This is a genomic window from Sphingomonas sp. PvP018, assembly GCF_017876865.1.
Lineage (GTDB): Bacteria > Pseudomonadota > Alphaproteobacteria > Sphingomonadales > Sphingomonadaceae > Sphingomonas > Sphingomonas aerolata.
Genome location: NZ_JAGIOU010000001.1, coordinates 3,465,607 through 3,491,506 on the forward strand (window position 1 = coordinate 3,465,607; position 25,900 = coordinate 3,491,506).

The following is a 25,900-nucleotide window of genomic DNA, read 5'->3' on the forward strand; positions in this document are numbered from 1 at the left end:
CCTCCTGTCAGAACCGTGCGACGGCTTCAAGCGCGAGCAGATACGAAAGCGCGCCGAAACCCGCGATCGTTCCCTTCGCCGCCTGTCCGACCAGGCTGACGTGCCTGAACGATTCGCGGGCGTGGGGATTGGAAAGATGGACTTCGATCACCGGCGTCTTCACGCCCTTGATCGCGTCATGGACCGCGACCGAGGTATGCGTGAACGCGCCGGCATTGAGGATGACGGCCTTCGCGCCGCGCGCCTGCGCCTCCTGGATCCAGTCGACGAGGTGCCCTTCGTGATTCGACTGGCGCATGTCGATCGTCAGGTCGAGTTCTCGCGCGCGGTCCTCGAGCTGGCCGGCGATGTCGTCGAGCGTCTCGTCGCCGTAAATCTCCGGCTCGCGCGTCCCCAGCAAGTTGAGGTTGGGGCCGTTCAGGACGAAGATTGTCGCAGGGACGGTGGCAGGGACTGTCGCGGGCAAAGGCTGCTCCTGGTTGCAGGGGCGGCAAACCACCCTCTATATGCACCCCCCTTACCCGTTCGTGTCGAGCGAAGTCGAGACATGAGACCGGCAGCGGACGGGTGGTTTCCCGACTTCGGTCGAAACGAACGGAAAACTCTGCATGCCCCACTCCGACGGCACCGTCTCGATCACCGTGAACGGCGAGCACAAGCGTGTCTCCACCGGCCTCAGCCTTGCAGGGCTCGCGACCGAGCTGGGCCTCATCCCCGAAAAGATCGCGGTCGAACGCAATATGGAGGTGGTGCCGCGTTCGACGCTGGCGGACGTGATGGTCGAGGATGGCGACGACCTCGAGATCGTGCACTTCGTCGGCGGCGGTGATCATGCCGCGGCGATCGACACCGACAGCTGGACGGTCGCCGGCCGCACCTTCCGCTCGCGACTGATCGTCGGCACCGGCAAGTACAAGGATTTCGCGCAGAACGCCGCCGCGGTCGAGGCCTCGGGGGCAGAGATCGTCACCGTCGCGGTGCGCCGCGTCAACGTGTCGGATCGCAATGCGCCGATGCTGACCGACTTCATCGACCCGAAAAAGATCACCTACCTCCCCAACACTGCGGGCTGTTTCGACGCCGAATCGGCGATCCGCACGCTGCGGCTGGCGCGCGAGGCGGGCGGCTGGGAGCTGGTGAAGCTCGAGGTGCTGGGGGAGGCGAAGACGCTTTATCCCGACATGGTCGAGACGCTGCGCGCAACCGAGATCCTGGCGAACGAGGGCTTCAAGCCGATGGTCTATTGCGTCGACGATCCGATCGCAACCAAGCGGCTGGAGAATGCGGGCGCGGTTGCGATCATGCCGCTGGGTGCGCCGATCGGCTCGGGTCTGGGTATCCAGAACCGCGTGACGATCAGGCTGATCGTCGAGGGGGCAGGGGTGCCTGTGCTCGTCGATGCGGGCGTCGGCACGGCATCGGATGCGGCGGTGGCGATGGAGCTTGGCTGCGACGGCGTGCTGATGAACACCGCGATCGCGGAGGCGAAGGATCCGCTGATGATGGCCGCGGCGATGAAGGCCGCGGTCGAATCGGGGCGTCTCGCCTATCGCGCAGGGCGGATGGGGCAGCGGCGTTATGCCGATCCCTCGAGCCCGCTTGCCGGCCTGATCTGACACCATGACGCAAACGTCACGGAACCCTCGATAAAGACGGCCGTTATAGTCTCACAAGTTCAGAGCGGTACGATTGGCGTATCGCACAACATAGTGGAGGCTCTCATGGGCGAATTCACCGATAAGGTCGCAGCCGCAGGCAACAAGGTTGCAGGCAACGTCAAGGAAGCCGTAGGCAAGGCAACCGATAACGACCGTATGGTCGCAGAAGGCGAAGCACAGCAGGCCAAGGGTACTGCGCAGAACGTCAAGGGCAGCGTCAAGGGCGCGCTCGGCGACGACATCTAAGCTTAGGCTTGATGACAGAAATATGGCCGCTTCGGGAAACCGGAGCGGCTTTTTCTTTGACGTCGCCATCGCGCGCTGCGCGGGACCTGATAATGGCGTCGCTGCCGATCAGGACATCCAAATGACCAAGCGAGATACTCCATGACCCTGCCGACCCGCAGCTACGCCGCTTTCCTGTTCGACATGGACGGGACGATCCTGACGTCGATCGCGTCGGCCGAGCGCACCTGGACCGCATGGGCGATCGCGCATGGGCTGGACGTCGCGACGTTTCTGCCAACGATCCACGGCGTTCAGTCGGTCGAGACGGTTCGGCGGCTGGGTCTGCCCGGCGTCGACCCGGTCGTCGAAGCGGCTGCGATCACCGCCGCCGAGATGGAGGATGTCGGGGACATTACCCCGATCCGTGGTGCGGCTGATTTCCTCGCGACACTGCCGGCCGGGCGCTGGACGATCGTGACCTCGGCACCGCGCGCGCTGGCCGAGCGGCGTCTTGCCGCCGCGGGTCTGGCGATCCCGGCGCAGTTCATCGCGGCCGAGGACGTCGCAAAAGGCAAGCCCGCGCCCGACTGTTTCCTGCTGGCCGCCGAGCGTCTGGGTGTACCGGCATCCGACTGTCTTGTCTTCGAGGATGCACCGGCAGGTATTGCGGCAGCCGATGCCGCGGGATCCGATGTCGTCGTCATCACGGCAACCCATGGCCGCGACCACCGCGTGGACGCAGCGCGGCATGCGATTGTGGATTATGACGGTGTTGAGCTTACGGCCGACGGCCCGGATCGCTGGCGGCTTGGCCGCGAATAAGGGCTGGATCATGACATCGTCGATCCGGCCGCATGACGGGTAACTATCCGAGATTGATCTGTTTTCGACGCATTATGGATATACACTGGTAATGAGTTGAGCGCAGGATCGGCGGATGGAATTTCCGGTGCGACCAGCCAAGCTCGAACGCTTCATGGACGATCAGGCCGTACTCGCGCGCATCGCACCGAACCCCGCGGTCGCGCAGATGCACCGCGACCTCGAACGATATTATCGCGAGCAGCTGGATCAGGCGCTGCGCCTGATCTGATCACGGGGGCCGCAACCAGCCGGGGCCTGGATCAGAATAATTCGCCCTGCGGGCCCTGTGGTGCGCGGAACAGGTCGCAGCGCAGTCCGACCCGTTCCGCGTTAAGTCCTTGCTTGCGCACGGCAATGTCGAACCTCGTCTTCAGCAGGTCCGCCCAGGGGCCTTGCCCCTTCATCCGGCTGCCGAACCCCGGATCATTGTCGCGACCGCCGCGGATCGACTGGATCGTCGCCATGACCTTGCCGGCGCGATCGGGAAAATGCGCGTCCAGCCACGCACGGAACAGCGGCGCGACCTCCCAGGGCAGGCGGACCGGGATGAAGAACGCAAAACGCGCACCGGCCTGCGCGGCGCGCGCGATCAGATGTTCGATCTCGTGATCGGTGATCGCGGGGATCACCGGCGCGATCGAGACATAGACCGGCACGCCCGCCGCCGCGAGCGCGCTGACCGCCGCAAGCCGTCGCTCGGGATGCGGCGCGCGGGGTTCGAGCGTTGCCGCGATTTTCGGATCGAGCGAGATGATTGACATCGCGACCGCGGCCAGCCCCTTTGCCGCCATCGGGGCGAGCAGATCGAGATCGCGGATGACGCGATCCGACTTGGTCGTGATCGTCAGCGGGTGGTTGGTCTCGGCCAGCACCTCGATGATGCCGCGAGTGATCCGCCAGTCGGCTTCGATCGGTTGGTAGGGATCGGTGTTGGTTCCCAGCGCCATCGGCCGCGCGCTGTACCCCGGTTTCGCCAGTTCGGACCGGAGCAGCGCGGCGGCGTCGGGCTTGGCGAACAGCCGGCTTTCGAAATCGAGCCCGGGCGACAGATCGTGAAACGCGTGGCTCGGCCTGGCAAAGCAGTAGATGCAGCCATGCTCACAACCGCGATAGGGGTTGATCGAGCGGTCGAAGGGGATGTCGGGTGACGCATTGCGACTGATGATCGTCCTGGCGCGCTCGACCGTGACGGTCGTCCGCAGCCGGGGTGCGGCGCCGTCAATCGCATCGCGTGCATCAAGCCAGTCGCCGTCCGCTTCGGTCTGCGGCAGGTTGAAGCGCGTGCTTTCGCCGTTCAGCGTCGCGCCGCGTACCGGGCGGGGTCTGGTCATGCCCGATACTAACATCGGGTGAGGAACGAAGAAAGAACAAACGGGCGGCATCCCCGACGCCGCCCGGGTGTCGTCATGCGCGTTCAGAACCTGACGCCGAACCCCGCGATCGCCTGGTGGCGACTGAAATCGAGGCTGGTCTTGGTCGTGCCGTCGTTCACCTCATAGCCGTTATAATCGGTGTAGACGTACTCGAGCTTGCCATAGAAGCGCGATGAGAACGCGGTCTGGATACCGGCCCCCGCGTGGAAGCCGCTGAGCGAGTCGGACCCCGCGACGTTGTTTTCCTCAACCGTCGCGTTGCGGTTGCTCAGGCGCAACCGGCCACTCGAAAAGCCGCCCTTCACATACAGAAGCGTGGTCGGGGACAGGAGATAGCCGCCGCGGGCGCCGACGGTGATGTTGCGGTTCGCGGCGATGCAGGTGCGATCGCCCACGCTCACGATGTCGTTCTCGCACTCCTTCGCGCTCGACCCTTCGAGACCGGCATAGACGCCGAGCACCGCGCTGACATTGACCTGCGCGTCATAGCCGACCTCGCCGCCATAGGTGACGCCGCTCTTGCCGACGCGGACACTTGCCGAGTCGTTCGCCGTGTCGACGTTCAGCTCCGAAATGACGCGTTCATAGCCGATCCGCGGTTCGACCCGCAGGCCCGACACCTGGCTCGCCGGATTGCCGCGCGAATCGCGGTCGAATCGGTCATAGGCGCGACCGTCATAGGTCCGGCCGTCGGACGACTGCGCCACGACAGGCGTGGTGGCGGTCCCGGCTGCGACGAGCGCGAGCAGGTAGATGTTACGCATACTGATACTTCCCCCTTGCCGCCGTCGTCGTCGACGGGCGGTACTGGCCTGGTATCGCGCGGGAATGCTGACAGGACGTTAACCGGAAGCGCGGCAGGCCGGGTAAGGCGCCACGGATGGTCGCGCGGCGGTTTTGCGCGTAGAACGGGGTATGGCAGAGAATCTGACGACGGTGGAGCGGGCCTTCGAACTTGCGCGGTCCGGCGAGTGCGATTCGGTCAACGGCCTGCGCCAGCGATTGCGCCGCGAGGGGTATGACGCGGTGCATCTCCACCTCCACGGCGCGGCGATCAACAAGCAGCTCGTCGATCTGATCCACGCCGCGAGAGGCTGAACGCCACGATCATTTCTGGGCGAGGATCAACTCCTTCGGCATGTCGAGGCCCGACGCGGCCCAGGCGGATGCGGTGCGGCAGGTGATCCGGTCGATGCGGGTGCCGGTGACCGCGGGTTCGGTCAGGCAATATTTGCGCGACTTCGCATCATATTTCAGCGTCGTCATCTGGGCCTGTGTCGCGCTTCCCCGCGGAGCGGCGTTCGCGATCGTCGGGCTGGCGGCCGTGGCGATGGCGATCGTGATGAGGGTGACGGTGCGGCCGAGCGTGCGCGTGGTTGGCAGAGCGGGCATGACGGTGTGTCCTTCCAGAAGATGAGGTCGAGCCGCCCGGGGGCGGCATGAAGACCAATGCATCTGGCGTGCCAGTTGACTACTACACTAAGACACTTCGCTTCTGCGCTCTAAAACCTCGTCTTTTTGCCCGCAGCGGCGATCAGCGCGAACTACGCCCAGCGGAAATCACGCCATCAGTTGGGAATCGATGCCGAAACATGGCCCGTCGACGTGCGCGCTCAGCGCTCGAGCAGGCGCGGCATCAGTTCGACGAAGTTGCAGGGCCGGTGACGGCTGTCGAGCTGGTCGCGCAGGATCCCGTCCCACCCGTCCTTCACAGCGCCGGTCGAACCCGGCAGCGCGAAGATATAGGTGCCGTGCGCGACACAGGCGCAGGCCCGCGACTGCACCGTCGACGTGCCGATCGTCTTGTAGCTGAGCATCCGGAACAGCTCGCCGAACCCGGGGATCATCTTTTCGGCGACGCGCTCGACCGCCTCGGGCGTCACGTCGCGGCCGGTGACGCCGGTGCCGCCCGTGGTGATGACGCAGTCGACTTCCGGATCATCGATCCAGGCGTGGAGGCGGGCGACGATCGTCTCGACGTCATCCTTCTCGATCCGGCGGTCGGCGAGCACATGCCCTGCCTCTGCCAGCCGCGCGACGAGCGTATCGCCCGAGCGATCCTCGGCCAGCCCGCGCGTGTCGGACACCGTCAGCACGGCGATTCGGACCGGCAGGAAGGTCCGGCTTTCGTCGATTGGCATAAAAGATCAGTCCGCGCGTGTGACGGTGGAGGATTGCGCACCGATGCTGGCGTTGACCGCGATCATCGGCTGATGCGCGGTGAGGCTCGCGCTCGCGCGCGCATTGGGCCGGGCGTTCATGCGGATCGCGGTCGCGCCGGGCAGGCCGGGGAAACGCGGCCACATGCCCTGCGCCAGTGCGTTGCGGCTGGTCGAGGCCTTCCGGCCACCCTGCGCCTCGTACATCCAGTAGTTGCGCAGCACGGTGGTGACGTAGCCGCGCGTCTCCCAATAGGGAATGCTCTCGATATACAGCAGCGGATCGCCATTATCGTGGACGATCGCGTTCCAGTCGCCGACCGGGCGCGGGCCCGCATTATAGGCTGCGATCACCTTGGGCAGCAGCCCGCCGGTAACGCCGGCCATGTCGCGCAGCCGTTCGAGATGCCGCTGGCCGATGTCCATGTTGGTCGACGGCTTGGTCAGCGCTTTGAGGTCGATCGACGTGCCGCGTTCGCGCGCAAAGTCGGTCGCCGCGGCGGGCATGATCTGCATCAGGCCGTAAGCGCCCGCGGGGCTGCGTACCGTGTTGCGGAAGCGGGACTCCTCGAGCGTGTGCGCGTAGACCAGCGCCTTGTCGATGTGCCAGCCGCTGTCGGGCGTCCAGTTCGGCGTCGGATAGCGCGCCTCGGCCGCGGTGGTGATCCCTTGCGGACAGTTGTGGGCGAGCCAGACGGTCGTCGCGGGCAGGCTGAGCGCCTCTGCGACCCGGACGAGATTGCGGAATTCGCGGGGATCGCCGATCTTCGCCTGCTGGCGGATGACGGTATCGGCCAGTTCGGTCTCGCCGACCTCGACGAGCGCAGCTGCGACGCGGACATTGGGGCGCTTCTCGACGACCTTCCAGTCGCGCGCGACGACGCCGCCGGGACCGCTGCCGCCGACCCGCGCGGGATCGGCCATCGCGAGCTGCTGTCGTGCGAGCTGGCCGTAGAAGCTTTCGCCGAACTGCGCCGCGGCCTTCAGCCGACCCTGGATCTTGTCGGGACGCGCGCAGACCATGTCGGCGCGCGACGCCCAGTAGAGCGCTGCGGCGCGCAGATCGACATCGCCCGCGCGTGCCGCGACGCCTTCGAACCCGGTACCGGCGTTGGCACAATCATTCTGCCGCCACGCAGCCAGCGCGCCGACCCAGCGCGCCTGGACCGCCCATTCACCGATGCCGTCCTGGCCCTTGGCGGCCATCACGCGCGCATTGGCGTCGTCACCTTGGAGGAAATAGATCCACGCGATCTTCTGCTGCCATTCGGTCAGCGTCTCGGGCGTGAGACCGGGCGTGCTGTCGAGCAGCGACTGTGCCTCGCGGCCCATGTCCGCCTTGACGTAAGGCTGCATCTTCAGCGCGAGGTCGGCGGCGATCATATCGCCTTTGAGGCTCTTCGCGCGTACCCGACGCGGTGCGCCGTCCTGCCAGATCAAACGCTGCGCGACGGGCAGGGGAGGCAGATCGACCGCGCCGCGGACCGCGGCGAGGCGTGCAATCTGTTCTGCTTCGGGGAGCTCGGGGGCCTCGTTCAGCAGCGCGACGAGCGGCGCCATCTCGATCCTCGGCGATCCCTTGGCGATGTACATCTCGGCGCGCGCGATTGCGTGGAGCGGGCCGGGCTTCATGGTATCGAGCTGGATCTGCGCATCGGTCCATTTGCCGTCGCGGATCGCGCCGAAGACCGCGCGATAGGCGTCACGCTGCGCCGGATCGAGCTGATCGGGAATCTGTTCGGCGGTCGGTGCACCGGCAACGAGTCGGGCATCGCCCGTACCGCTGTCGGCGATCGGTGCCGCCAGAGCGGGCAGCGGCAATGCCGCACAACCGAGCAGGATTGCGAGCGTGCGGGTCATGCCCGCGTCTCCTGAGACATCTGGCCCCCCATCAACATCTGCAAATCCTTCCAGGCTTCTGCCTTGGCCGCCGGCTTCTCGATCAGAAAGCGCGGGTGAAAGCTGGCGACCACGCCTGCTTCTCCGACCTTATGGCTAATTCCATGTAAACGTCCCCGCGCGGCCTGCAATTCCATCCCGAGGATGGCACGGCTCGCCGCATTGCCGAGCAGAAGCAACCGCTTGGGCGCAACAAGTTCGATGTGATGCTTGGCGATCTCCGCCAGCCGGTCCTCGACCTCGCGCTGGATGCGACCCGCGGTCGGGCGCTTGGCGCAGACCGCCGCGACATGAACCTCCGACCGGGTCAGCCCGATGGCCGCGAGCATGCGGTCGAGCAGGCGACCCGATGCGCCGCTCAGCAATTGACCGGCGCCGCCATTGTCCGTGCCGTCGTCACGATCGGGGCAGTCCGCAAGCACCATGACCGTAGCGTCAGCCGGCCCTTCGGCCGCCAGCGAAATGCCGTTCCATCCCGCCTCGGGCACGTCCGCGCCGGTGCGCCAGGCCAGGAATTCGGTCAGCGACAGCGGCATCGTGGCGACCGCCACCGGCGGTGCGACGGGCACGCCGGCGGGCGCCGGCGGCGCGATAACCAGCGGTTCGGGTGCCGCGAACCAGTCGCGCGGGGCGTCGTCGACGAGCATGTCGACACCGGCATCGTGCCACCAGTCGAGCACGCTGACCGCGGCGTTGCGCCAGTCGATGGTCTGATCCGCCCCCATATGTCTCCTATGCTGCGTGGTTGACGTGGCGGTCAACTCGCGCAATCGCCTAAATAGACGCGACACGGACAAGACGGTGCCGGCCCGAGCCCGAACGAACGGGAGGGGCGGGAAGCCGGGCAGACAGGGACCATCCCCCGGGAGACGATGATGACGACACGTGAATCGATGCCCTACGACGTAGTGATCGTCGGCGCAGGTCCGGCGGGGCTTTCGGCAGCGATCCGGCTGAAACAGCTGGCGGCCGAGAAGGACGCGGACATCTCGGTCTGCGTGCTCGAAAAGGGATCCGAGGTCGGCGCGCACATCCTGTCGGGCGCGGTCATCGATCCCAAGAGCCTCGACGAGCTGCTGCCCGACTGGCGCGAGGATGGCTGCCCGCTGGCGGAAGTGCCGGTGACGGAGAATCACCACTGGATCCTCAGCAAGACGAAGAAGAGCGAGATGCCGCACTTCGTCACGCCGTCGTTCATGCACAACAAGGGCACCTATACCGGCAGCCTCGGCAATCTGTGCCGCTGGATGGCGGGCAAGGCGGAGGAGCTCGGCGTCGAGATCTTCCCCGGCTTCGCGGCTGCCGAGATCCTGTTCAACGACGACGGGTCGGTGAAGGGCGTCGCGACCGGTGACATGGGCGTCGCGCGCGACGGCACGCACAAGGGCGACTATACCCCGGGGCTCGAACTCCACGCCAAATACACCTTCTTTTCCGAAGGCTGCCGCGGTCACCTGACCAAGCAGCTGATCGCGAAGTTCGATCTCGCCAAGGACAGCGACCCGCAGGTCTACGGCCTGGGCATCAAGGAACTGTGGGACATCGATCCCGCGCTCCATTCGCCTGGCCGCGTCATCCATACGCAGGGCTGGCCGCTCAGCGAGACCGACGGGTCGAACGGCGGCGGCTGGATCTATCACCAGGCCAATGGCCAGGTCTCGATCGGCTTCGTCACCTGGCTGAACTACACCAATCCGCATCTCTCGCCGTTCCACGAGATGCAGCGCTGGAAGACGCATCCCGAGATCGCGGCGCTGCTGAAGGGCGCCAAGCGTGTCAGCTACGGCGCACGCGCGATCAGCGATGGCGGGCTGCAGTCGATTCCGAAACTGGTGATGCCGGGTGCCGCGCTGATCGGCGACAGCGCTGGCTTCCTCAACGTGCCGCGGATCAAGGGGACGCACACCGCGATGAAGTCCGGCATGATGGCGGCCGAGGCCGCGGTCGAGGCGATCGTGTCGCAGCGCGGGCATGACGAACTCGCCGCCTATCCGGAGGCGTTCGAGCGCAGCTGGGTGAAGAAGGAGCTGTCGGTCGTCCGCAACGTCGTGCCGCTGGTCAAGAAGTTCGGCGACATGCTCGGGTCCGGCCTTGCCGGTGTGACGATGTGGCTCGAGCATTGGGGTCTGAAGGTGCCGTTCACGCTGCACCATCATCCCGATCACGAAAGCCTGTGGCGCAAGGATCTGGTCAAGCCGATCGTCTATCCCAAGGCGGACGGCGTGCTGACGTTCGACCGGCTGTCGTCGGTGTTCATCTCGAACACCAATCACGAGGAGGACCAGCCGGTCCACCTGACGCTGAAGGACCCGGCGGTGCCGATCGCCTACAACCTGCCGATGTACGACGAGCCCGCGCAACGCTATTGCCCGGCCGGCGTTTACGAGGTGGTGGGCGAAGAGACGGGCGATCCGAAGTTCGTGATCAACGCGCAGAACTGCGTCCACTGCAAGACCTGCGACATCAAGGACCCGACACAGAACATCAACTGGGTCGTGCCCGAGGGCGGTGGAGGCCCCAACTATCCCAACATGTAAGTCTGTGCTGCTGGCGATCGGCCTGCTGACCGCCCCGACGGCGGCGCTGGCCGACACCGGTGGTCTCTCTGCCTATCTCAAGGCGCGCGCCGCGGATGCGGACGGGAGGGTGATGATTGCCGCGGACCAGTATGCTCGGGCACTGGCGGCGGCACCCGACGATCCGGTCGTTGCGATCCGCGCCTACCGGGAGGGAATCGAGGCGGGCGACATGCCGCTCGTCGCGCGCGCGGCGGGGGTGCTGGCGAAAGCCGGGGTCGCGCCCGCGGACGCTGCACTGTTCCCGCTCGCCGCCGCCGCGCGCAAGGGCGACACCAGGGCGACCCGGACGGCGATCGCCACGCTCGGCAAGGGCCCGCTGGTGGTGCTCGCACCATCGCTGAACGCGTGGGTGGCGCGTGCCGAGCATCGTGACCCGGGCGCGGCGCTGGCAACCGCGGGCGAGGATCCGGTCGCGCGCCGCTTCGCTGCCGAGACGCGTAAGCGCATCGCTGCCGCCCCCGCGCGCCAGCCACTCGGCCTTGCCGTTGCACAGACACTCGCGGGTTTGGCGGGGGACCTTGTCGCAGGGGCGCCGTCGCCGCTGGCAATCGCGCTAGCTCAGGCGGCGGTGGAGGCCGATCCCGATTATGCCCCCGCGCGAATCGTCCTTGCCGACGCGCTTGCGCATAGCGACCGGGTCGACCGCGCAATGGCGGTGCTCGACAGGGTCGATGGCACGTCGCCGTCCGCAGAGGCGGCGATCGCCAAGCGTCTCGAAATCCTGTCGGTTGCCGGCCGTGACGAGGCGGCGCTGGCCATCGCGAGGACACGCGCCGAGCGGCAGGAGGCGGTCGCCGGTGACTGGCAGCGTTACGCTGACCTGTTGCTGACGACCGGCGATGCGGCGGCGGCGGCGCAGTGGTATGGCCGGGTTCTGGCGGCGGACCGCAGCGCGCCGGCGGCCGCGCGCGGAAGCTGGGGGGCGTGGCTGCAATATGGCGGGGCGCTCGATCAGGCGGGCCGCTGGCCCGAGGCCCGCGTCGCGCTCCGCAAGGCGGTTGCCCTCGCCCCGACGCAACCGCTCGCGCTCAATTATCTGGGATTCGCACAGGTCGAGCATGGCGACGACATCGCGGGCTCGATTCGCCTGCTCGAACGGGCGAGCCGGCTCGATCCCGCCAACCCGTCCGTCACCGACTCGCTCGGCTGGGCCTATCACCGCGCCGGCGATACGCGACGCGCGCTGCCGTTGCTCGAGCGTGCCGCGCAGGCGGAGCCGACCAATGCCGAAATCGGCGATCATCTGGGTGATGCCTATTGGAGCATGGGCCGACGCTACGAGGCGCGCTATGCGTGGCAGGCCGCGATCGTCACCGGCGATGCCGAGGAGCGCGCGCGCATCGCCGCGAAGATCGACACCGGCCTGCCGATCGCTGCGCGCCGCTGACCCCTGATCCCGAGACCCCGATGCCGACGACGACCGAAACCGCACCTGCCAAGATCAATCTCGCGCTGCATGTGCGTCACCGTCGCGCGGATGGCTATCATGAACTCGAGACGCTGTTTGCCTTTGCCGAGCATGGCGACGTCGTCACGGTGCGCACGGCGGACGCTGACAGCTTTGCCATCATCGGGCCGTTCGCCGCGGCATTGCGTCCGGCGGCGGGGGGCACCGACGCCGCGCCATGGGACGGCAACCTCGTGACGGCCGCGGCGGACGCGTTCGTCGCGACGTTCGGGATCGCCGCGCACCACGCGATCACGCTCGACAAGCGGCTGCCGATCGCATCGGGGATCGGTGGCGGCTCCGCCGATGCCGCGGCGACGCTGCGCGCGCTGGCGCGGTTGCACGGCGTCGCGGTGCAGGATCCGGCTCTCCACGACATTGCCGCACGACTGGGTGCGGACGTGCCCGCGTGCCTTGTCAACCGGACGACGTTCGGGACCGGACGCGGCGACATGCTCGTCGAGGTCGACGGGCTGGCGGGAACGCCGTTGCTCTGCGTCAATCCGGGCGTGGCGGTGTCGACCGCGGCGGTATTCGGCGCGTGGGACGGGATCGACCGCGGGCCGCTCGGCGCGGGGCTGCTGCTCGAACGCGCGATCGCCGGGCGGAACGACCTCGAGGCGCCGGCCTGCGCGATCGCGCCGGAGATTGCCCGGGTCAGCGCACTCCTCGACGCGGCGCCGGGCGTGCTGCTCGCGCGCATGTCGGGGTCGGGGGCGACCTGCTTTGCGCTGTTCGACAGCATCGCGGCCCGCGATTCCGCGGCGACGGATGCCGCTGCGCAGGGCTGGTGGACGCTGGCGTGCACGCTGCGCTGAACGCGGGTTAAATGCCGCGTTGAAACTGTTCGGCTTTGGGACTCCGGACGCTGTAAAATCGATTGCATCGCACCGGTCGGAAGCGTCAAATCGGGCTGTCCACTACCGGATCGGCGCCATGGTTTGCCGACCGGCCCAAGGTTTCTCCCAAGACGCCGAAGCGGACCCATGATGGGAGGGCGGTCACCGAAAGGCGGCCGCCCTTTTTCACATTCCCCGATGTTCCGCACTTGTTCTCAGAGAACAGAAGGGATACATGGCGTTTGACGCGTTGAATGGCACGCGCGCTTGCTTTAGCGATGGGAGCTTATCGATGGCCGCTAATCTGAAAGTGATCGACACCGGCATGGCAACAGCAACCAACGACCGGCAAAAGGCGCTCGATGCCGCACTCGCGCAGATCGACCGCGCGTTCGGCAAGGGCTCGGCGATGCGTCTGGGCTCGAAGGAGACGATGCAGGTCGAGGTGATCTCGACCGGCTCGCTCGGGCTCGACATTGCGCTCGGCGTCGGCGGCCTGCCGCGCGGCCGCGTGATCGAGATCTACGGTCCGGAAAGTTCGGGCAAGACCACGCTCGCGCTCCACGTCATTGCCGAAGCGCAGAAGAATGGCGGCACCGCCGCGTTCGTCGACGCCGAGCATGCACTCGATCCGGTCTATGCCAAGAAGCTCGGCGTCAACATCGACGAGCTGATCGTGTCGCAACCCGACACCGGTGAGCAGGCGCTCGAGATCGTCGACACGCTGGTCCGTTCGAACGCGATCGACGTGCTCGTCGTCGATTCGGTCGCAGCGCTCGTGCCGCGCGCCGAAATCGAGGGCGAGATGGGCGACAGCCATGTCGGGCTTCAGGCGCGTCTGATGTCGCAGAGCCTTCGCAAGCTGACCGGTTCGATCAGCCGGTCGCGTTGCATGGTGATCTTCATCAACCAGCTCCGCATGAAGATCGGCGTCATGTACGGCAACCCGGAGACGACGACGGGTGGCAACGCGCTGAAGTTCTACGCTTCGGTCCGTCTCGACATTCGCCGCATCGGTGCGGTCAAGGCGGGCGACGAGGTCACCGGCAACCAGACGCGCGTGAAGGTTGTCAAGAACAAGGTTGCGCCGCCGTTCAAGCAGGTCGAATTCGACATCATGTACGGGCAGGGCGTCTCCAAGCTCGGCGAGATCCTCGATCTCGGCGTGAAGGCCGGGCTCGTCGAGAAATCGGGTGCGTGGTTCAGCTATGACAGCGTACGGCTCGGTCAGGGTCGCGAGAATTCGAAGACCTTCCTCAAGGACAATCCCGAGACCGCCGATCGTCTCGAAAAGCAGATCCGCGCGCGCACCGACAAGGTTGCCGAGGAAATGATGGTCGGTCCCGACGCCGAAGACGACGCCTGAGTAAGGGGCGGAGCCCTTTTCCTCGCAGGGAAGGGCTCCGCGTCCTGTGACAGGGCGAGGCAGCGTCCAGGGCTGATGGGTCGGGCGAGTTTCGTCTCGCCTGGTTGAGCTGATGAGCCGCAGCGGGACGCGTGTTGGGCGATCGTCCGGAAATCCAGTGAGCCCTAGCGGGCATATGCTTCACGTCTTGCGTCAAACGCGCCACAAGAGCTGATTTTGTGCGCACAGACGGAAGTTCAACCATGCAATATGGCCAATCATGACCAGTGATCGAGACTGGACCGGACGCGTTGGCGACATCTGGGCCGCGGAATGGCGCCGTACCGACCGCAGCTTTGAGGGGCTCGCGCCCGTACTGAACGCCGCGATCCTTGCGGCGGCAGGACCGCAGACTCGCACTATCGTCGATATCGGTTGCGGCGCCGGCGCCACGTCGTTAGCGAGTGCGCAGGCTCTGCCGGACGGGCAGGTAATCGGCATCGACCTATCCCCGAACCTGATCGCAGTGGCGAAGCACCGCGCGGGGCACCTGACGAATGTCGCGTTCCACTGCGCCGACGTCGCGGCGGGCGTCGAGACGCATGCGCCGATCGACCTCTACGTCTCGCGGCACGGGGTCATGTTTTTCGCCGATCCGGTGGCCGTCTTTGCCCAGCTCGCTGAGGCCGCCGCGCCCGGCGCCGCGCTCGTCTTCTCGTGCTTTGCCGAGCGTGCCGCCAATTGCTGGGCGGTGGAAACTGTCGCGGGTTCGGATGATGCATCCGCGCCGACGGCCGCGACGATCGCGCCGGGGCCCTTTGCCTTTGCCGATCCGGCCTATGTCGCGGAGATGCTGAAGCAGGCCGGGTGGCGCGCGACGACACCACAGCGTGTCGAATTCGGCTATCGCGCGGGAGGCGGCTCGGATCCGGTGGCGGACGCGGTCGACTATCTCAGCCGGATCGGCCCCGCGGCGTCGCGGATCCGCGACACGCACGGCGCGGAACGCGAACAGGCGCTGGCGCGTCTGACCAGCGCCTGTGTCGATCGTCTGGCCGGGGAAGCGGTCCAATATCCGGCCGCCGCCTGGATATGGACGGCGCACGCGGCGCGCGACAGCCAAGGGAGCCTGCCATGATCACGGTCCACCATCTCGAAAACTCGCGGTCGCAGCGGATCCTGTGGATGCTCGAGGAACTCGGGCTGCCCTATGAGATCAAGCGCTATGCGCGCGATCCGAAGACGATGCTCGCACCCCCGGAACTGAAGGCGGTTCATCCGCTTGGCAAGTCGCCGGTGATCGAGGACCGCGACGTCGAAGGTGGCCGGGTCGTGGCAGAGACCGGCGCGATCGTCGAGTATCTCGTCGACAAGGCGGACGGTCGGCTCGGGGCCCCCGCCAAGCGCGCGGATGCGTTGCGCTATCGCTTCTGGCTGCATTATGCCGAAGGCTCGATGATGCCGCCGCTGTTGCTCAAGCTGGTGCTCGCGAGGATCCCGGTGATGGGGAAGATCGCGCTGAAGCGCATTCAGCCGATGATCGATGTCCATCTCGATTATGTTGAGGCCGAACTGTCCAAGCGCCCCTGGTTTGCGGGCGACCAGATGACCGCGGCGGACATCATGATGAGCTTTCCGCTCGAGGCGGCGCGCAGCCGTGCGGGGCTCGACGAATCGCGCCCCGCGACGATCGCCTGGCTCGGCAAGGTTCACGCCCGCCCGGCCTATCAGGCGGGGCTCGAGAAGGGCGGCCCCTATGCCTATGCCTGATCCGGGCGCACGCCAACAGGCGGGCGGGCCGATCGTCTCCTGACGTCCCGTGCCGTTCAGGCCTGGCCGGGCTTGATCTTCTCATAGCTGTCGACATTCACCTTCGGGCCATGCCCGGTCGGTGCGTGCGGCGGGTCGCGGTCGGCGGGTTCACGCTCGTCGAGCCCGCCTTCCCATTTCGCGACCACGGTCGCGGCGACCGCATTGCCGATGACGTTGGTGGCCGACCGACCCATGTCGAGGAAGTGATCGACGGCGAGGATCAGCAGGATGCCGGCTTCCGGGATCTTGAACATCGACAGCGTCCCGGCGATCACGACGAGCGAAGCACGCGGCACGCCGGCAATGCCCTTCGACGTGACCATCAGCACCAGTAGCATGGCGATCTGCTGCCCGATCGGCATGTCGATGCCGTAGGCCTGCGCGATGAACAGCGACGCGAACGTCATGTACATCATCGACCCGTCGAGGTTGAACGAATAGCCGAGCGGCAATACGAAGCTGGCGATCCGCGGCGGCACGCCGAACCGGTCGAGCGCCTCGAGCGTACGCGGATAGGCCGCCTCCGACGACGCGGCCGAGAAGGCGAGGATCAGCGGGTCGCGGATATAGCGCACCAGCAGCCGCGTCCGCGGGCCGATGAGCAGGAAGGCGATGCCGATCAGCATCAGCCAGAGCAGCGCCAGCCCGAGATAGAAGGTCAGCATGAAATAGCCGAGATCGCCGAGGATGCTGGGGCCCCGTTCCGCGAGCGTCGCGGTCACCGCGGCGAACACCGCGAACGGCGCGAACCGCATGACGTAATGCGTGATCTGCAGCATCACCGCGACGAGCGCCTCGATCGCCTTGACGAGCGGGGCGGCCTTTTCGCCGACCGCGGTGATCGCGACGCCGACGAACACCGAGAAGACGACGATCTGAAGGATCTCGTTGCTCGCCATGGCCGAGATCATCGAGTCGGGAACGATATGGGTGATGAACTTGGCGAGATCGAAGGCGGCTCGGTCGACGCCGCTCGACGCGGTCGCCGGCGGGATGGCAAGCTCGAGGCCGACGCCGGGGTGCAGGACGTTCACCAGGATCATGCCGAGCGTCAGCGACAACAGGCTTGCACAGATGAACCAGCCAAGACTGCGCAGGCCGACGCGGCCGAGCGCCCCGGTATCGCCCATATGCGCGATGCCGACGACCAGCGTCGAGAAGACCAAGGGCGCGATGATCATCTTGATCAGCCGCAGGAACAGCGACGTGACGATCGAGAAATAGCCGGCAATGTCCTTCAGCTGCGCGGCGGATTGCGCGCTGCCGTCGTCGATCGACGCGTTGAGGATCCAGCCGACGGCCATGCCGGCGACCAGCCCGAACAGGATATAATAGGTTAGCCGCTTGGCCATTAAACGCTCCCGAAACTCGCGCAGGAGGGAAGGGGATTGCGGCGCCCGGGTCAAGGACCCTATCGTCCCGGCATGGCAATCTCTCCCGAATTACCCACCAGGCGCATGCTCCTCGGTGCCGCCGCCGCGCTCCCGCTGCTGTCGATCGGCGCGGTCCTGCGCGCGGCCGAGCCCGACCTGTCGGCGCTGTCCGATCTCACGGGGAGTGCCAAGCCGATCGATGCGGACGAGCGCGCCGCCCGACTGGTGCGCGCCCAGACGCTGATGAAGGCGGCGGGGATCGGCGCGGTCCTGATCGAGCCGGGATCGTCGATGCTCTACTTCACCGGTGTCCGCTGGAGCCGGAGCGAGCGGCTGACCGCCGCAATTCTGCCGGTCGAGGGGCAGCCCTGTATCGTCACGCCGTTTTTCGAGGAGCCGTCGGTGCGCGAGACGCTCGCGGTGCCGGCGGAGGTCCGCGTCTGGCAGGAGGATCAGAACCCGCTCGCGGTGGTGGCGGGCTTCCTGCGCGATCGCCGGTTGATCGCGCGGCCGATCGCGATCGAGGAGACGATGCGCTTCTTCGCCATCGACGCGCTGCGCCGGCTGGTGCCGGAGGCGCGGATCGTATCCGCCAACCCGGTCGTACGCGGCTGTCGGATGATCAAGACGCCTGCCGAGATCGCGCTGATGCTGACGGCGACGGACGTCACGCTCGCTGCCTATCGATGGACACATGCGCGGGTCGAGACGGGGATGACCGGTCCCGAGATCGGCGCGCTGATGACGGCCGCGACCCGCAAGCTCGGCGGGGCGCCCGAATTCTCGATGGCGCTGGTTGGCGAAGCCTCGGCCTATCCGCATGGCAGCCGAGAGATCCACCGCGTTGCGAACGGGCAGGTCGTGCTGATGGATTGCGGGTGCACCGTGCAGGGCTATCAGTCCGACGTCTCGCGCACCTGGGTTCACGGATCCGCCACCGCCGACCAGCGCAAGACCTGGGACCAGGCGATACGCGGCCAGCAGATCGCGTTTGCCGCCGCGCGGATCGGCGCGACCGCGGGCAGCGTCGACGATGCGGTGCGGGAGCATTACCAGGCGCTGGGCTATGGTCCGGGCTATAAGCTGCCCGGGCTGTCGCACCGGACGGGGCACGGGATCGGCATGGACGGGCACGAGCCGGTCAATCTGGTGCGGGGCGAGACGACGAAACTCGCGGCGGGCATGTGTTTCAGCGACGAGCCCGGCATCTACATCCCCGGGCGCTATGGCATCCGGATCGAGGATTGCTTCCACATGACCGAAGCGGGGCCGAGCTGGTTCAGCGTGCCCCCCACGTCGCTCGACCGACCGCTGGGCTGACGAGCCCGGGGCCTGCTCAGGCGGCCCGGCTCATCCAGCGCTCGGCATGCGCGAGGGCAGCTGCGTCGTCGACGTCGATCCAGTCGATGTCGCTGCAGTCGACCACGTCGGCACGGTTCTCCGCGGCGAGCATGCGGACGCCTTCGGTCAGCGAGGGACTCGCCAGCGTGGCGAGCGCGGCGCCGAGGCGCGGCGAGATCGCGAAAACGCCCGTATCATAGGCGTCATGCGGTTCGAGGCCCTTGCCGATCGCCACGATCGCCGACCCGTCGGTCGCGACACACGTGACGTCTTCGGGGTCGACCCAGGGATGGCCGAGCCGGCGGTCGATGCCGAGCCGAAGCCCGTTACCCGATCCGGCGGTGGCCATGCGGCGATAGAGCGCGGGGAGAACGAGGTGGTCGCACATCGCAAGAACCGCGTCCTCACCGGCCAGCGCCTCGGTCGCGGCAAGCACCGATACGCCATTGGGCTCGCGGTGATCCGCAAGGACGGTTTCGACATGGAGCGGCCAGCTGCGGCTGGCGAGATAGGCCTCGATCGCATCGCGGCCATAGCTCAGCGTGACGATCGCACGCTTGAGCCCTGCTTCCGCAAGGCCCTCAAGCGCATGCGCGATGAGCGGGCGGCCAGCGACCGGGCAGAGGGGTTTATAAGGCGCCGAGGCGCGAAGACGGCTGCCCTCCCCGGCGGCGAGGATGACAGCCGTCTCGATCATGTCAGGCGGCCTTGATGAACCGCTCGACCTCGATCTGCGCGAGATCGTCGGTCATCTGCGTGCGGGGATGCTTGCAGAAATAGGCCGATGCAGGGTCGATCACGCCGGCGATGCCGCGATCCTTGGCGATCTTGGCGCAGCGGATCATGTCGATCGCGACACCCGCCGAGTTGGGCGAATCCTCGACCGACAGACGCAGCTCCAGATTCATCGGCACGCCGCCGAACAGCTGGCCTTCCATGCGCAGGAAGCAGACCTTGTTGTCGTTCTGCCAGGGAACATAGTCCGACGGGCCGATATGGACATTGTCGTCATCCATGCGCTCGGCCGCGACCGACTGGACGGCTTCGGTCTTCGAGATCTTCTTCGATTCGAGACGGCGATGGTTCGACATGTTGAGGAAGTCGGTGTTGCCGCCGGTGTTGAGCTGGTAGGTGCGATCCAGCTTCACGCCGCGCTTGGCGAACAGGTCGGTCAGCACGCGGTGGACGATCGTCGCGCCGAGCTGCGCCTTGATGTCGTCACCGATGATCGCGACGCCGGCGTCTTCGAACTTCTTCGCCCAGACGGGGTTCGATGCGATGAAGACGGGGATGTTGTTGACGAACGCCACGCCAGCTTCGATCGCGCAATCGGCATAAAATTCGGTCGCTTCCTGCGAACCGACGGGCAGGTAGTTCATCAGCACGTCGGCGCCCGACGCCTTCAGATCCGCGATGACCTGCTCGCGCGTCGGCTCTGCGGCGTCAGCGAGGAGGAAGGTGCGGTCGTCCTTGAAGTCGGACATGTGATCGGCGACGCCGTCGAGCGTCTTGCCCATCTTCACGATGGTGCCGGTGTTGCCGACATTGGGGGCGAACACCGCGGTGCAGTTGGGCTTGGCGAAGATCGCCTCGGCGACGTCCTTGCCGACCTTGCGACGATCGACGTCCCACGCCGCGACGACCTTGATGTCGCTTGGCTTGTAGCCACCCATATCGAAATGCATCAGGCCGACCTGGTCGTTTGCCCCCTCGCGATAATGCTCGAGACCCTGGACGAGCGAGCTCGCGCAGTTGCCGATGCCGACCACGGCGATCCGAATGCTATTCATTACTGACCCTGTTCCTTACGAAAGATGCATGCGCGACGCGGTCTTCGATCGCGGCGGTGTGGTATTACGGACGAAAGCCCGTTCGACACGACGGTGCCAGACGAGCCCGACGATGGCGACGAGCGTCAGAGGGACGATCTCGAACCACCAGAAGATGCGCGGGTTGCCCGCAAAGCAGGCGACGAAGATCGCCCATACTCTGACATTCGCGGTTAGCAAGGCCATGAAGCGCAATGGCGCGACGGCGCGCGCGGCATAGCTCTGGCCAAGCACCACAGGATCGCTGGCCTGACCGAGCGTGCGTTCGAACGGCATCGCGATCCGGTCGATGCTGCCGGCCACCCCGTCATAGAAGCGGACGAGCGCGTTGCCGGTCGGCACGGGCGGCGCGTCGAGTGCGACACCGCGGATCCGGCGATGGAAGCGCGAGCGCTCACCCTCGTACATGTTCGACTGCACCGCGTGCGCGCCACCGGCCGCAACCGCGAGGATCCAGGCCTCGGGCGTGTCGATGGTGAGGGCCAGCGAGATATAGATCAGCGCGAATACGCCGTGATCGCATAGACCGTCGAGCATCCGCCCGAGCGGGCTCGCGGTCTTGGTCGCGCGGGCGACCATGCCGTCCAGACCATCGGCGATCAGCCACCCGATCGACAGGGCCAGGCCGACCAGTGCCAAAGCGGGATTGCCCCAATGCGTATAGGCCAGCGCAGCAGCGCCCCCCAGGACCAGTCCCGCCACCGACACCGTGTTCGCCGAGATGCGACGCGCGAGTGCGAGGGGCAAAAGCGCGCGGCCTGCCGGGTGAATCAGCCAAAGGTTAGATGGGATCTCGATCCGGCGATCGCGCGATCCATCCGGTGGAGCCACTGTCATAGGATTTTCATAATGCGCGCGGCACGCGATTTATGCAAGGTCGCCCGGCTCGGCCTGCGGAACGGCTGAGCGCAATTCGTCGATCCAGACCTGCGCGGTTCCATCCGACGGTGCGCGCCAGTCGCCGCGCGGCGACAATGCGCCGCCCGCCGAGACCTTCGGTCCGTTCGGCAATGCGGATCGCTTGAACTGGCTCGTCGCGAAAAAGCGCTGAAGAAACCTTTCGAGCCATGCGGTTATCGTCGGCAGGTCATAGGCGACGCGCGCAGTTGCCGGCAGGTCCGCGGGCCATGCCCCGCTCTCCGCATCGCGCCAGGCATGCCAGGCGAGAAACGCGATCTTCGACGGCGCGAGGCCGTAGCGGATCACGTAATGCGCGAAGAAATCGTTCAGGGCATAGGGCCCGATCATCGATTCGGTGCTTTGCAGCGCGCCGTCCACCCCCGCGGGGACGAGTTCGGGAGAGATTTCCTGCGCGACGATCGTCGACAGGATCGCATCGGTCGCCGCGTCATATTGGCCGGTCCGAATGCACCAGCGGATCAGGAACTGTATCAGCGTCTTGGGCACGCCCGCGTTGACCGCATAATGGCTCATCTGGTCGCCGACCCCGTAGGTGCACCAGCCCAGCGCCATCTCGCTCAGGTCGCCCGTGCCGACCACGATCCCGCCGCGCTGGTTGGCGAGACGGAACAGATAATCGGTCCGCAACCCCGCCTGGACGTTCTCGAAGGTAATGTCATAGGCCGGGGCGCCATCGGCAAAGGGATGCCGCATATCCTCGAGCATCCGCCGCGCCGCGGGGCGGATGTCGATTTCCTCCGCGGTGATGCCCAGCGCGCGCATCAGCGCCCAGGCATTCGCCTTCGTGCCCTCGCCCGTCGCGAAGCCGGGCATGGTGAAGCCGAGAATGTCGGCACGCGGGCGGCCGAGCCGGTCCATCGCCTTGGCCGCGACGATCAGCGCGTGCGTCGAGTCGAGCCCGCCCGACACGCCGATCACCAGCGTTCGCGCCCGCGCCGCCTCGAGTCGCTTCGCCAGCGCCTCCACCTGGATATTGAACGCTTCGTAACAATCCTCGTCGCGGCGGGCGGGATCATTGGGGACGAACGGAAAGCGGGGCACGACGCGTTCGAACCCGACGTCCGCGACGGCAGGATCGGCCAGGTGATCGAATGCGATCCGCCGGACCCGCGTCTCGGGATGGCCCGCAAACGCCGCCGCGTCGTTGAACGTGCCTGTCCGCAGCCGCTCCTGCGCGATCCGCTCGCAATCGACGTCCGCGACGACCAGATCCGGCTCGGTCGCGAAGCGGCGCGATTGCGCGAGCTGTTCGCCGAGCTCGTGGATCAGCCCCTGGCCGTCCCATGCGACCTCGGTCGTGCTCTCGCCCGGGCCCGCCGCGGAATAGACATAGGCGCAGACCGCGCGCGCCGACTGCGCCGCCGCCAGCATCTCGCGCTCGCGCGCCTTGCCGATGACGATGTTCGATGCGGACAGGTTGCAGCAGATCAGCGCGCCGGCCAGCGCGCCCGCGGTCGATGGCGGGGTGGGGGCCCAGTAATCCTCACAGATCTCCGCATGGACCACGAAGCCCGGCAGGTCGCGCGCCGCAAAGATCAGGTCGGTGCCGAACGGCACGGACTCGCCGCCGAGATCGATCGACAGCCCCGTCAGTCCCGCACCGCTCGCGAACCAGCGCTTTTCGTAGAATTCGCGGTAGTTGGGCAGGAAGGTCTTCGGCACGACCCCGAGCACGCGACCGCGCGCAATCACAACGGCGCAATTATACAGCCGCCCCGCGCGCACCAGCGCCGCGCCCACCAGCAGCACCGGCCGGAGCGTCACACTCGCCGCGACGACGCTATCGATCGCCGCCAGCGTCGCACGCTGCTGCGCGGTCTGCAGATGCAGGTCGTCGAGCGCATAGGAGGTGAGGTTGAGCTCGGGAAAGACGACGAGGTCGACATGCTGCGCATCCGCCTGTGTCGCCAGCGCGATCGTCGCCGCGGCATTGGCGGCGGTATCCCCGACCGATGCCCGCGGGGTCGCTGCGGCAACCCGGATCAGGCCGTGCGTGTGGATCGCGTAGAATGAATGCGTCATGGCTCCATCGTTAAACGCGCGGGCGGGTTCATGCTACCGGCTTCACCGGCCGGATATGCGGAGGCTGCTGTCAGGGGGCGCTCTGCGCAGACGTGGAGGCAATGACCCCCTGCACGGCACGGGCGCGCCGGCGTTCGAGCTTCTGCCGTTCGGAGATCTGGTAGGTCTTCGCAATCCGGTACCGCTGCTGCTTCGTCTTCGCGTCGACACTGCCCAGCGCGAGAATGCCGCCAAATGCGAGGATCGCGAATAAGAGGGTGAGGAGGTTCAGTTGTCGCGCTTCTGCAGCCTTGTCCGTCATCATCCCGCTCCCATCGCCTGCCGTCATCGGACCCGACAGGTCTTTCACGGCATCCCGCCGAAAAACCTTCTATGTCCGCAACTTGTCTTGGTCATTCCGTACATCGTACAGCCATTTCGCGGCGCCGAGGTTCCACCGTCCATGGCAAAAATCCGCACTGCGGCTGTTGCGCGATCGGCAGGCAGATCTGCTATCGGGACTGACAGGCGATCGCGCGCGGGATGCGTGGCAGGGTGGTTTTATGGGGAAGCGATTTTGACGATCACGCTGTTCGGGATCAGGAACTGCGACACGATGAAGAAGGCACGCGCGTGGCTCGACGCGCACGACGTCGCCTATGTGTTTCATGACTACAAGACTGCCGGGATCGATGACGCACGGCTGCGCGACTGGATCGGCCGGGTCGGGTGGGAGGCGTTGCTGAACCGCGCCGGCACTACGTTCCGGAAATTGCCCGAGTCTGACCGCGCCGATCTGGACGCGGACAAGGCGGTCGCGCTGATGCTTGCGCAGCCATCGATGATCAAGCGCCCGGTGCTCGATACCCGCGAGACGCTGCTGGTCGGGTTCAAGCCCGAGCGGTATGAGGCGGCGGAGCTGGGGAACGCCTGAAGGAGACGAGCATGCCTGTCGCTACATGGAACGGCCAAGAGATCGCCCGGTCCGACGATACCGTCGTCGTCGAGGGCAATCACTATTTTCTCGCGGACAGCGTCGATCCGGCGCTGCTCGAAGACAGCGCGACGCAGTCGAATTGTCCGTGGAAGGGTACGGCGCGCTACAAGGCGCTGGTCGTCGACGGCAAGCGCAACGTCGATGCGGTCTGGTACTATCCCGATCCCAAATCCGCCGCGGCCGAGATCAAGGACCGCTATGCATTCTGGAAGGGCGTGACGGTCGGCTGAACCTCGCGGGGGGCCAGGGCGGGCTCGGGCGGGCGCGACGGGACGGGCTGGGCGAGCGGCATCGGCTTCGCTAGAACGCGCGCCCATGTCCACGACCTACACGCTCGACACCGCGACGAGTCGCGCCAACCCGACGCCCGCCCCGCTCAAGCGGCTGACGATCCCCGCGATCCGCCGGCAGAAGGGGCAGGTGCCGCTCGTCATGCTCACCGCCTATACGGTGCGCAACGCGCAGCTGCTCGATCCGCATTGCGACATGCTGCTGGTCGGCGACAGCCTGGGGCAGGTGATCTACGGCCTGCCCTCGACCGTGCCGGTCACGCTCGAGATGATGGCGGCGCACGGCGCGGCGGTGGTGCGCGGCAGCTATCATGCGGTGGTGGTCATCGACATGCCGTTTGGCAGCTATGAGGCATCGCCCGAAAAGGCGTTCGAAAGCGCCGCGTGGCTGCTGAAGCAGACCGGCGCGGCGGCGGTGAAGCTCGAGGGCGGCACCGCGATGGCGCCGACCGTACGGTTCCTGGTCGAGCGCGGGATTCCGGTGATGGGACATGTCGGCCTCACCCCGCAGGCGGTCAACGTCCTGGGCGGCTATGGCGCGCGCGGCCGTACGCCCGAGGAGGCGGCGAAGATCGTCGCGGATGCCAAGGCGGTCGCTGAGGCGGGCGCATTCGCGCTGGTGATCGAGGGCGTGGTCGAGCCGATCGCGATCGAGATCACGCGCGCGGTCGCCTGTCCGACGATCGGCATCGGCGCATCGGTCGAGTGCGACGGCCAAGTGCTTGTTGCCGAGGACATGCTCGGCCTGTTCGACCGTACCGCCAAGTTCGTGAAGCGGTTCGAGGATCTCGCCGCCAAGATCTCGGGCGCGGCGGAGACCTATGCCGACGAGGTTCGCAGTCGTGCCTTTCCGGGACCCGATCAGAGCTATGCGCCGCGCGCCGGCACGGTGGATTGATCCGGCTTTTGTTTCGGACGCGTGGCGGCTAAGGTCCGCGCCATTCC

General features: G+C 66.6%; 28 protein-coding genes. 15 read left to right on the forward strand and 13 right to left on the reverse strand.

All coding sequences use genetic code 11. The annotated features are described in order from the left end of the window. Positions 1-7: 7 nt before the first annotated feature. Positions 8-466: a type II 3-dehydroquinate dehydratase gene (gene aroQ / locus J3A66_RS15480; RefSeq protein ID WP_031394575.1), complete on the reverse strand. Its 459-nt coding sequence runs from the start codon at positions 464-466 to the stop codon at positions 8-10. A gap of 142 nt (positions 467-608) precedes the next feature. Here aroQ and thiS point away from each other — a divergent pair, with 142 nt between their 5' ends. The 4 genes from thiS (at position 609) to J3A66_RS15500 (ending at position 2,979) form a co-directional block, all read left to right on the forward strand. Beyond that, positions 609-1,616 (forward strand): sulfur carrier protein ThiS, encoded by a 1,008-nt coding sequence (gene thiS / locus J3A66_RS15485; RefSeq protein ID WP_081877604.1) that lies wholly within the window; start codon positions 609-611, stop codon positions 1,614-1,616. Positions 1,617-1,721: 105 nt separating this feature from the next. Next, complete coding sequence (locus J3A66_RS15490; protein WP_031394577.1) at positions 1,722-1,904, forward strand: CsbD family protein; 183 nt, start codon at positions 1,722-1,724, stop codon at positions 1,902-1,904. 141 nt (positions 1,905-2,045) lie between these two features. Then, a complete protein-coding gene (locus J3A66_RS15495) occupies positions 2,046-2,708 on the forward strand; it encodes an HAD-IA family hydrolase (RefSeq protein WP_209569860.1) in 663 nt (220 codons plus the stop codon). 115 nt (positions 2,709-2,823) lie between these two features. Continuing rightward, on the forward strand, positions 2,824-2,979 hold the full coding sequence (locus J3A66_RS15500) for a hypothetical protein (RefSeq protein WP_156360324.1): 156 nt from the start codon (positions 2,824-2,826) through the stop codon (positions 2,977-2,979). 31 nt (positions 2,980-3,010) lie between these two features. On the opposite strand, the gene J3A66_RS15505 is transcribed toward J3A66_RS15500, so the two are convergent. Further along, the gene (locus J3A66_RS15505) at positions 3,011-4,081 is read right to left on the reverse strand and encodes a PA0069 family radical SAM protein (protein ID WP_209569862.1); all 1,071 of its coding nucleotides are present in this window, start codon (positions 4,079-4,081) and stop codon (positions 3,011-3,013) included. Positions 4,082-4,164: 83 nt separating this feature from the next. Further along, positions 4,165-4,887 (reverse strand): outer membrane beta-barrel protein, encoded by a 723-nt coding sequence (locus tag J3A66_RS15510; RefSeq protein WP_056406140.1) that lies wholly within the window; start codon positions 4,885-4,887, stop codon positions 4,165-4,167. 151 nt (positions 4,888-5,038) lie between these two features. Here J3A66_RS15510 and J3A66_RS15515 point away from each other — a divergent pair, with 151 nt between their 5' ends. After that, entirely contained in the window at positions 5,039-5,221 is a 183-nt protein-coding gene (locus J3A66_RS15515; protein WP_031394581.1) for a hypothetical protein, read from the forward strand. Positions 5,222-5,230: 9 nt separating this feature from the next. Here the strand turns inward: J3A66_RS15515 and J3A66_RS15520 are convergent, their stop codons facing one another. The 4 genes from J3A66_RS15520 to J3A66_RS15535 all read right to left on the reverse strand — a co-directional run bounded on the left by J3A66_RS15520 (position 5,231) and on the right by J3A66_RS15535 (position 8,906). Continuing rightward, positions 5,231-5,515, reverse strand: a complete 285-nt coding sequence (locus J3A66_RS15520; RefSeq protein ID WP_192097663.1) for a hypothetical protein — start codon at positions 5,513-5,515, stop codon at positions 5,231-5,233. 221 nt (positions 5,516-5,736) lie between these two features. After that, on the reverse strand, positions 5,737-6,264 hold the full coding sequence (moaB, locus tag J3A66_RS15525; protein WP_031394583.1) for a molybdenum cofactor biosynthesis protein B: 528 nt from the start codon (positions 6,262-6,264) through the stop codon (positions 5,737-5,739). A 6-nt stretch (positions 6,265-6,270) separates the two neighbouring features. Continuing rightward, entirely contained in the window at positions 6,271-8,142 is a 1,872-nt protein-coding gene (locus J3A66_RS15530) for a lytic transglycosylase domain-containing protein (RefSeq protein WP_209569863.1), read from the reverse strand. Beyond that, positions 8,139-8,906 carry a uracil-DNA glycosylase gene (locus J3A66_RS15535; protein ID WP_031394585.1) on the reverse strand — a complete coding sequence of 256 codons (768 nt, stop codon included), beginning with the start codon at positions 8,904-8,906 and terminating at the stop codon, positions 8,139-8,141. The genes J3A66_RS15530 and J3A66_RS15535 overlap by 4 nt, the downstream gene beginning before the upstream one ends. A 150-nt stretch (positions 8,907-9,056) precedes the next feature. Here J3A66_RS15535 and J3A66_RS15540 point away from each other — a divergent pair, with 150 nt between their 5' ends. From J3A66_RS15540 to J3A66_RS15565, 6 genes are all read left to right on the forward strand, one after another. Next, a complete protein-coding gene (locus tag J3A66_RS15540; RefSeq protein ID WP_159511200.1) occupies positions 9,057-10,718 on the forward strand; it encodes an electron transfer flavoprotein-ubiquinone oxidoreductase in 1,662 nt (553 codons plus the stop codon). Between the two features lie 4 nt (positions 10,719-10,722). Further along, entirely contained in the window at positions 10,723-12,147 is a 1,425-nt protein-coding gene (locus J3A66_RS15545) for a tetratricopeptide repeat protein (RefSeq protein WP_348634065.1), read from the forward strand. Between the two features lie 20 nt (positions 12,148-12,167). Beyond that, complete coding sequence (locus J3A66_RS15550; protein ID WP_209569865.1) at positions 12,168-13,025, forward strand: 4-(cytidine 5'-diphospho)-2-C-methyl-D-erythritol kinase; 858 nt, start codon at positions 12,168-12,170, stop codon at positions 13,023-13,025. A 313-nt stretch (positions 13,026-13,338) separates the two neighbouring features. Then, positions 13,339-14,412, forward strand: a complete 1,074-nt coding sequence (gene recA / locus J3A66_RS15555) for a recombinase RecA (protein WP_031396669.1) — start codon at positions 13,339-13,341, stop codon at positions 14,410-14,412. A gap of 259 nt (positions 14,413-14,671) precedes the next feature. Further along, positions 14,672-15,529, forward strand: a complete 858-nt coding sequence (locus J3A66_RS15560; protein ID WP_209569867.1) for a class I SAM-dependent methyltransferase — start codon at positions 14,672-14,674, stop codon at positions 15,527-15,529. Then, positions 15,526-16,161: a glutathione S-transferase gene (locus J3A66_RS15565; RefSeq protein WP_209569869.1), complete on the forward strand. Its 636-nt coding sequence runs from the start codon at positions 15,526-15,528 to the stop codon at positions 16,159-16,161. The genes J3A66_RS15560 and J3A66_RS15565 overlap by 4 nt, the downstream gene beginning before the upstream one ends. A gap of 56 nt (positions 16,162-16,217) precedes the next feature. Here J3A66_RS15565 and J3A66_RS15570 read toward each other — a convergent pair whose 3' ends face one another. Next, positions 16,218-17,555, reverse strand: a complete 1,338-nt coding sequence (locus tag J3A66_RS15570) for a dicarboxylate/amino acid:cation symporter (protein WP_209569870.1) — start codon at positions 17,553-17,555, stop codon at positions 16,218-16,220. Between the two features lie 105 nt (positions 17,556-17,660). On the opposite strand from J3A66_RS15570, the gene J3A66_RS15575 reads away from it, so the two are divergent. Next, positions 17,661-18,896 carry a Xaa-Pro peptidase family protein gene (locus J3A66_RS15575; protein WP_245336839.1) on the forward strand — a complete coding sequence of 412 codons (1,236 nt, stop codon included), beginning with the start codon at positions 17,661-17,663 and terminating at the stop codon, positions 18,894-18,896. 16 nt (positions 18,897-18,912) lie between these two features. On the opposite strand, the gene J3A66_RS15580 is transcribed toward J3A66_RS15575, so the two are convergent. From J3A66_RS15580 to J3A66_RS15600, 5 genes are all read right to left on the reverse strand, one after another. After that, a complete protein-coding gene (locus J3A66_RS15580; protein WP_209569875.1) occupies positions 18,913-19,614 on the reverse strand; it encodes an NTP transferase domain-containing protein in 702 nt (233 codons plus the stop codon). A 1-nt stretch (position 19,615) separates the two neighbouring features. Further along, positions 19,616-20,707, reverse strand: a complete 1,092-nt coding sequence (locus J3A66_RS15585) for an inositol-3-phosphate synthase (RefSeq protein WP_031396675.1) — start codon at positions 20,705-20,707, stop codon at positions 19,616-19,618. Positions 20,708-20,722: 15 nt separating this feature from the next. Further along, on the reverse strand, positions 20,723-21,493 hold the full coding sequence (locus tag J3A66_RS15590) for a CDP-alcohol phosphatidyltransferase family protein (protein ID WP_245336840.1): 771 nt from the start codon (positions 21,491-21,493) through the stop codon (positions 20,723-20,725). 120 nt (positions 21,494-21,613) lie between these two features. Continuing rightward, positions 21,614-23,689, reverse strand: a complete 2,076-nt coding sequence (locus tag J3A66_RS15595; protein ID WP_209569881.1) for an NAD(+) synthase — start codon at positions 23,687-23,689, stop codon at positions 21,614-21,616. A 70-nt stretch (positions 23,690-23,759) separates the two neighbouring features. Then, on the reverse strand, positions 23,760-23,990 hold the full coding sequence (locus J3A66_RS15600) for a hypothetical protein (protein WP_192141689.1): 231 nt from the start codon (positions 23,988-23,990) through the stop codon (positions 23,760-23,762). Positions 23,991-24,245: 255 nt separating this feature from the next. Here J3A66_RS15600 and J3A66_RS15605 point away from each other — a divergent pair, with 255 nt between their 5' ends. The 3 genes from J3A66_RS15605 (at position 24,246) to panB (ending at position 25,853) form a co-directional block, all read left to right on the forward strand. Next, entirely contained in the window at positions 24,246-24,602 is a 357-nt protein-coding gene (locus J3A66_RS15605) for an ArsC family reductase (protein ID WP_209569883.1), read from the forward strand. 11 nt (positions 24,603-24,613) lie between these two features. Next, positions 24,614-24,895, forward strand: a complete 282-nt coding sequence (locus J3A66_RS15610; RefSeq protein ID WP_209569885.1) for a DUF427 domain-containing protein — start codon at positions 24,614-24,616, stop codon at positions 24,893-24,895. Positions 24,896-24,980: 85 nt separating this feature from the next. Further along, positions 24,981-25,853: a 3-methyl-2-oxobutanoate hydroxymethyltransferase gene (gene panB / locus J3A66_RS15615; RefSeq protein ID WP_192141694.1), complete on the forward strand. Its 873-nt coding sequence runs from the start codon at positions 24,981-24,983 to the stop codon at positions 25,851-25,853. Positions 25,854-25,900 lie beyond the last annotated feature (47 nt).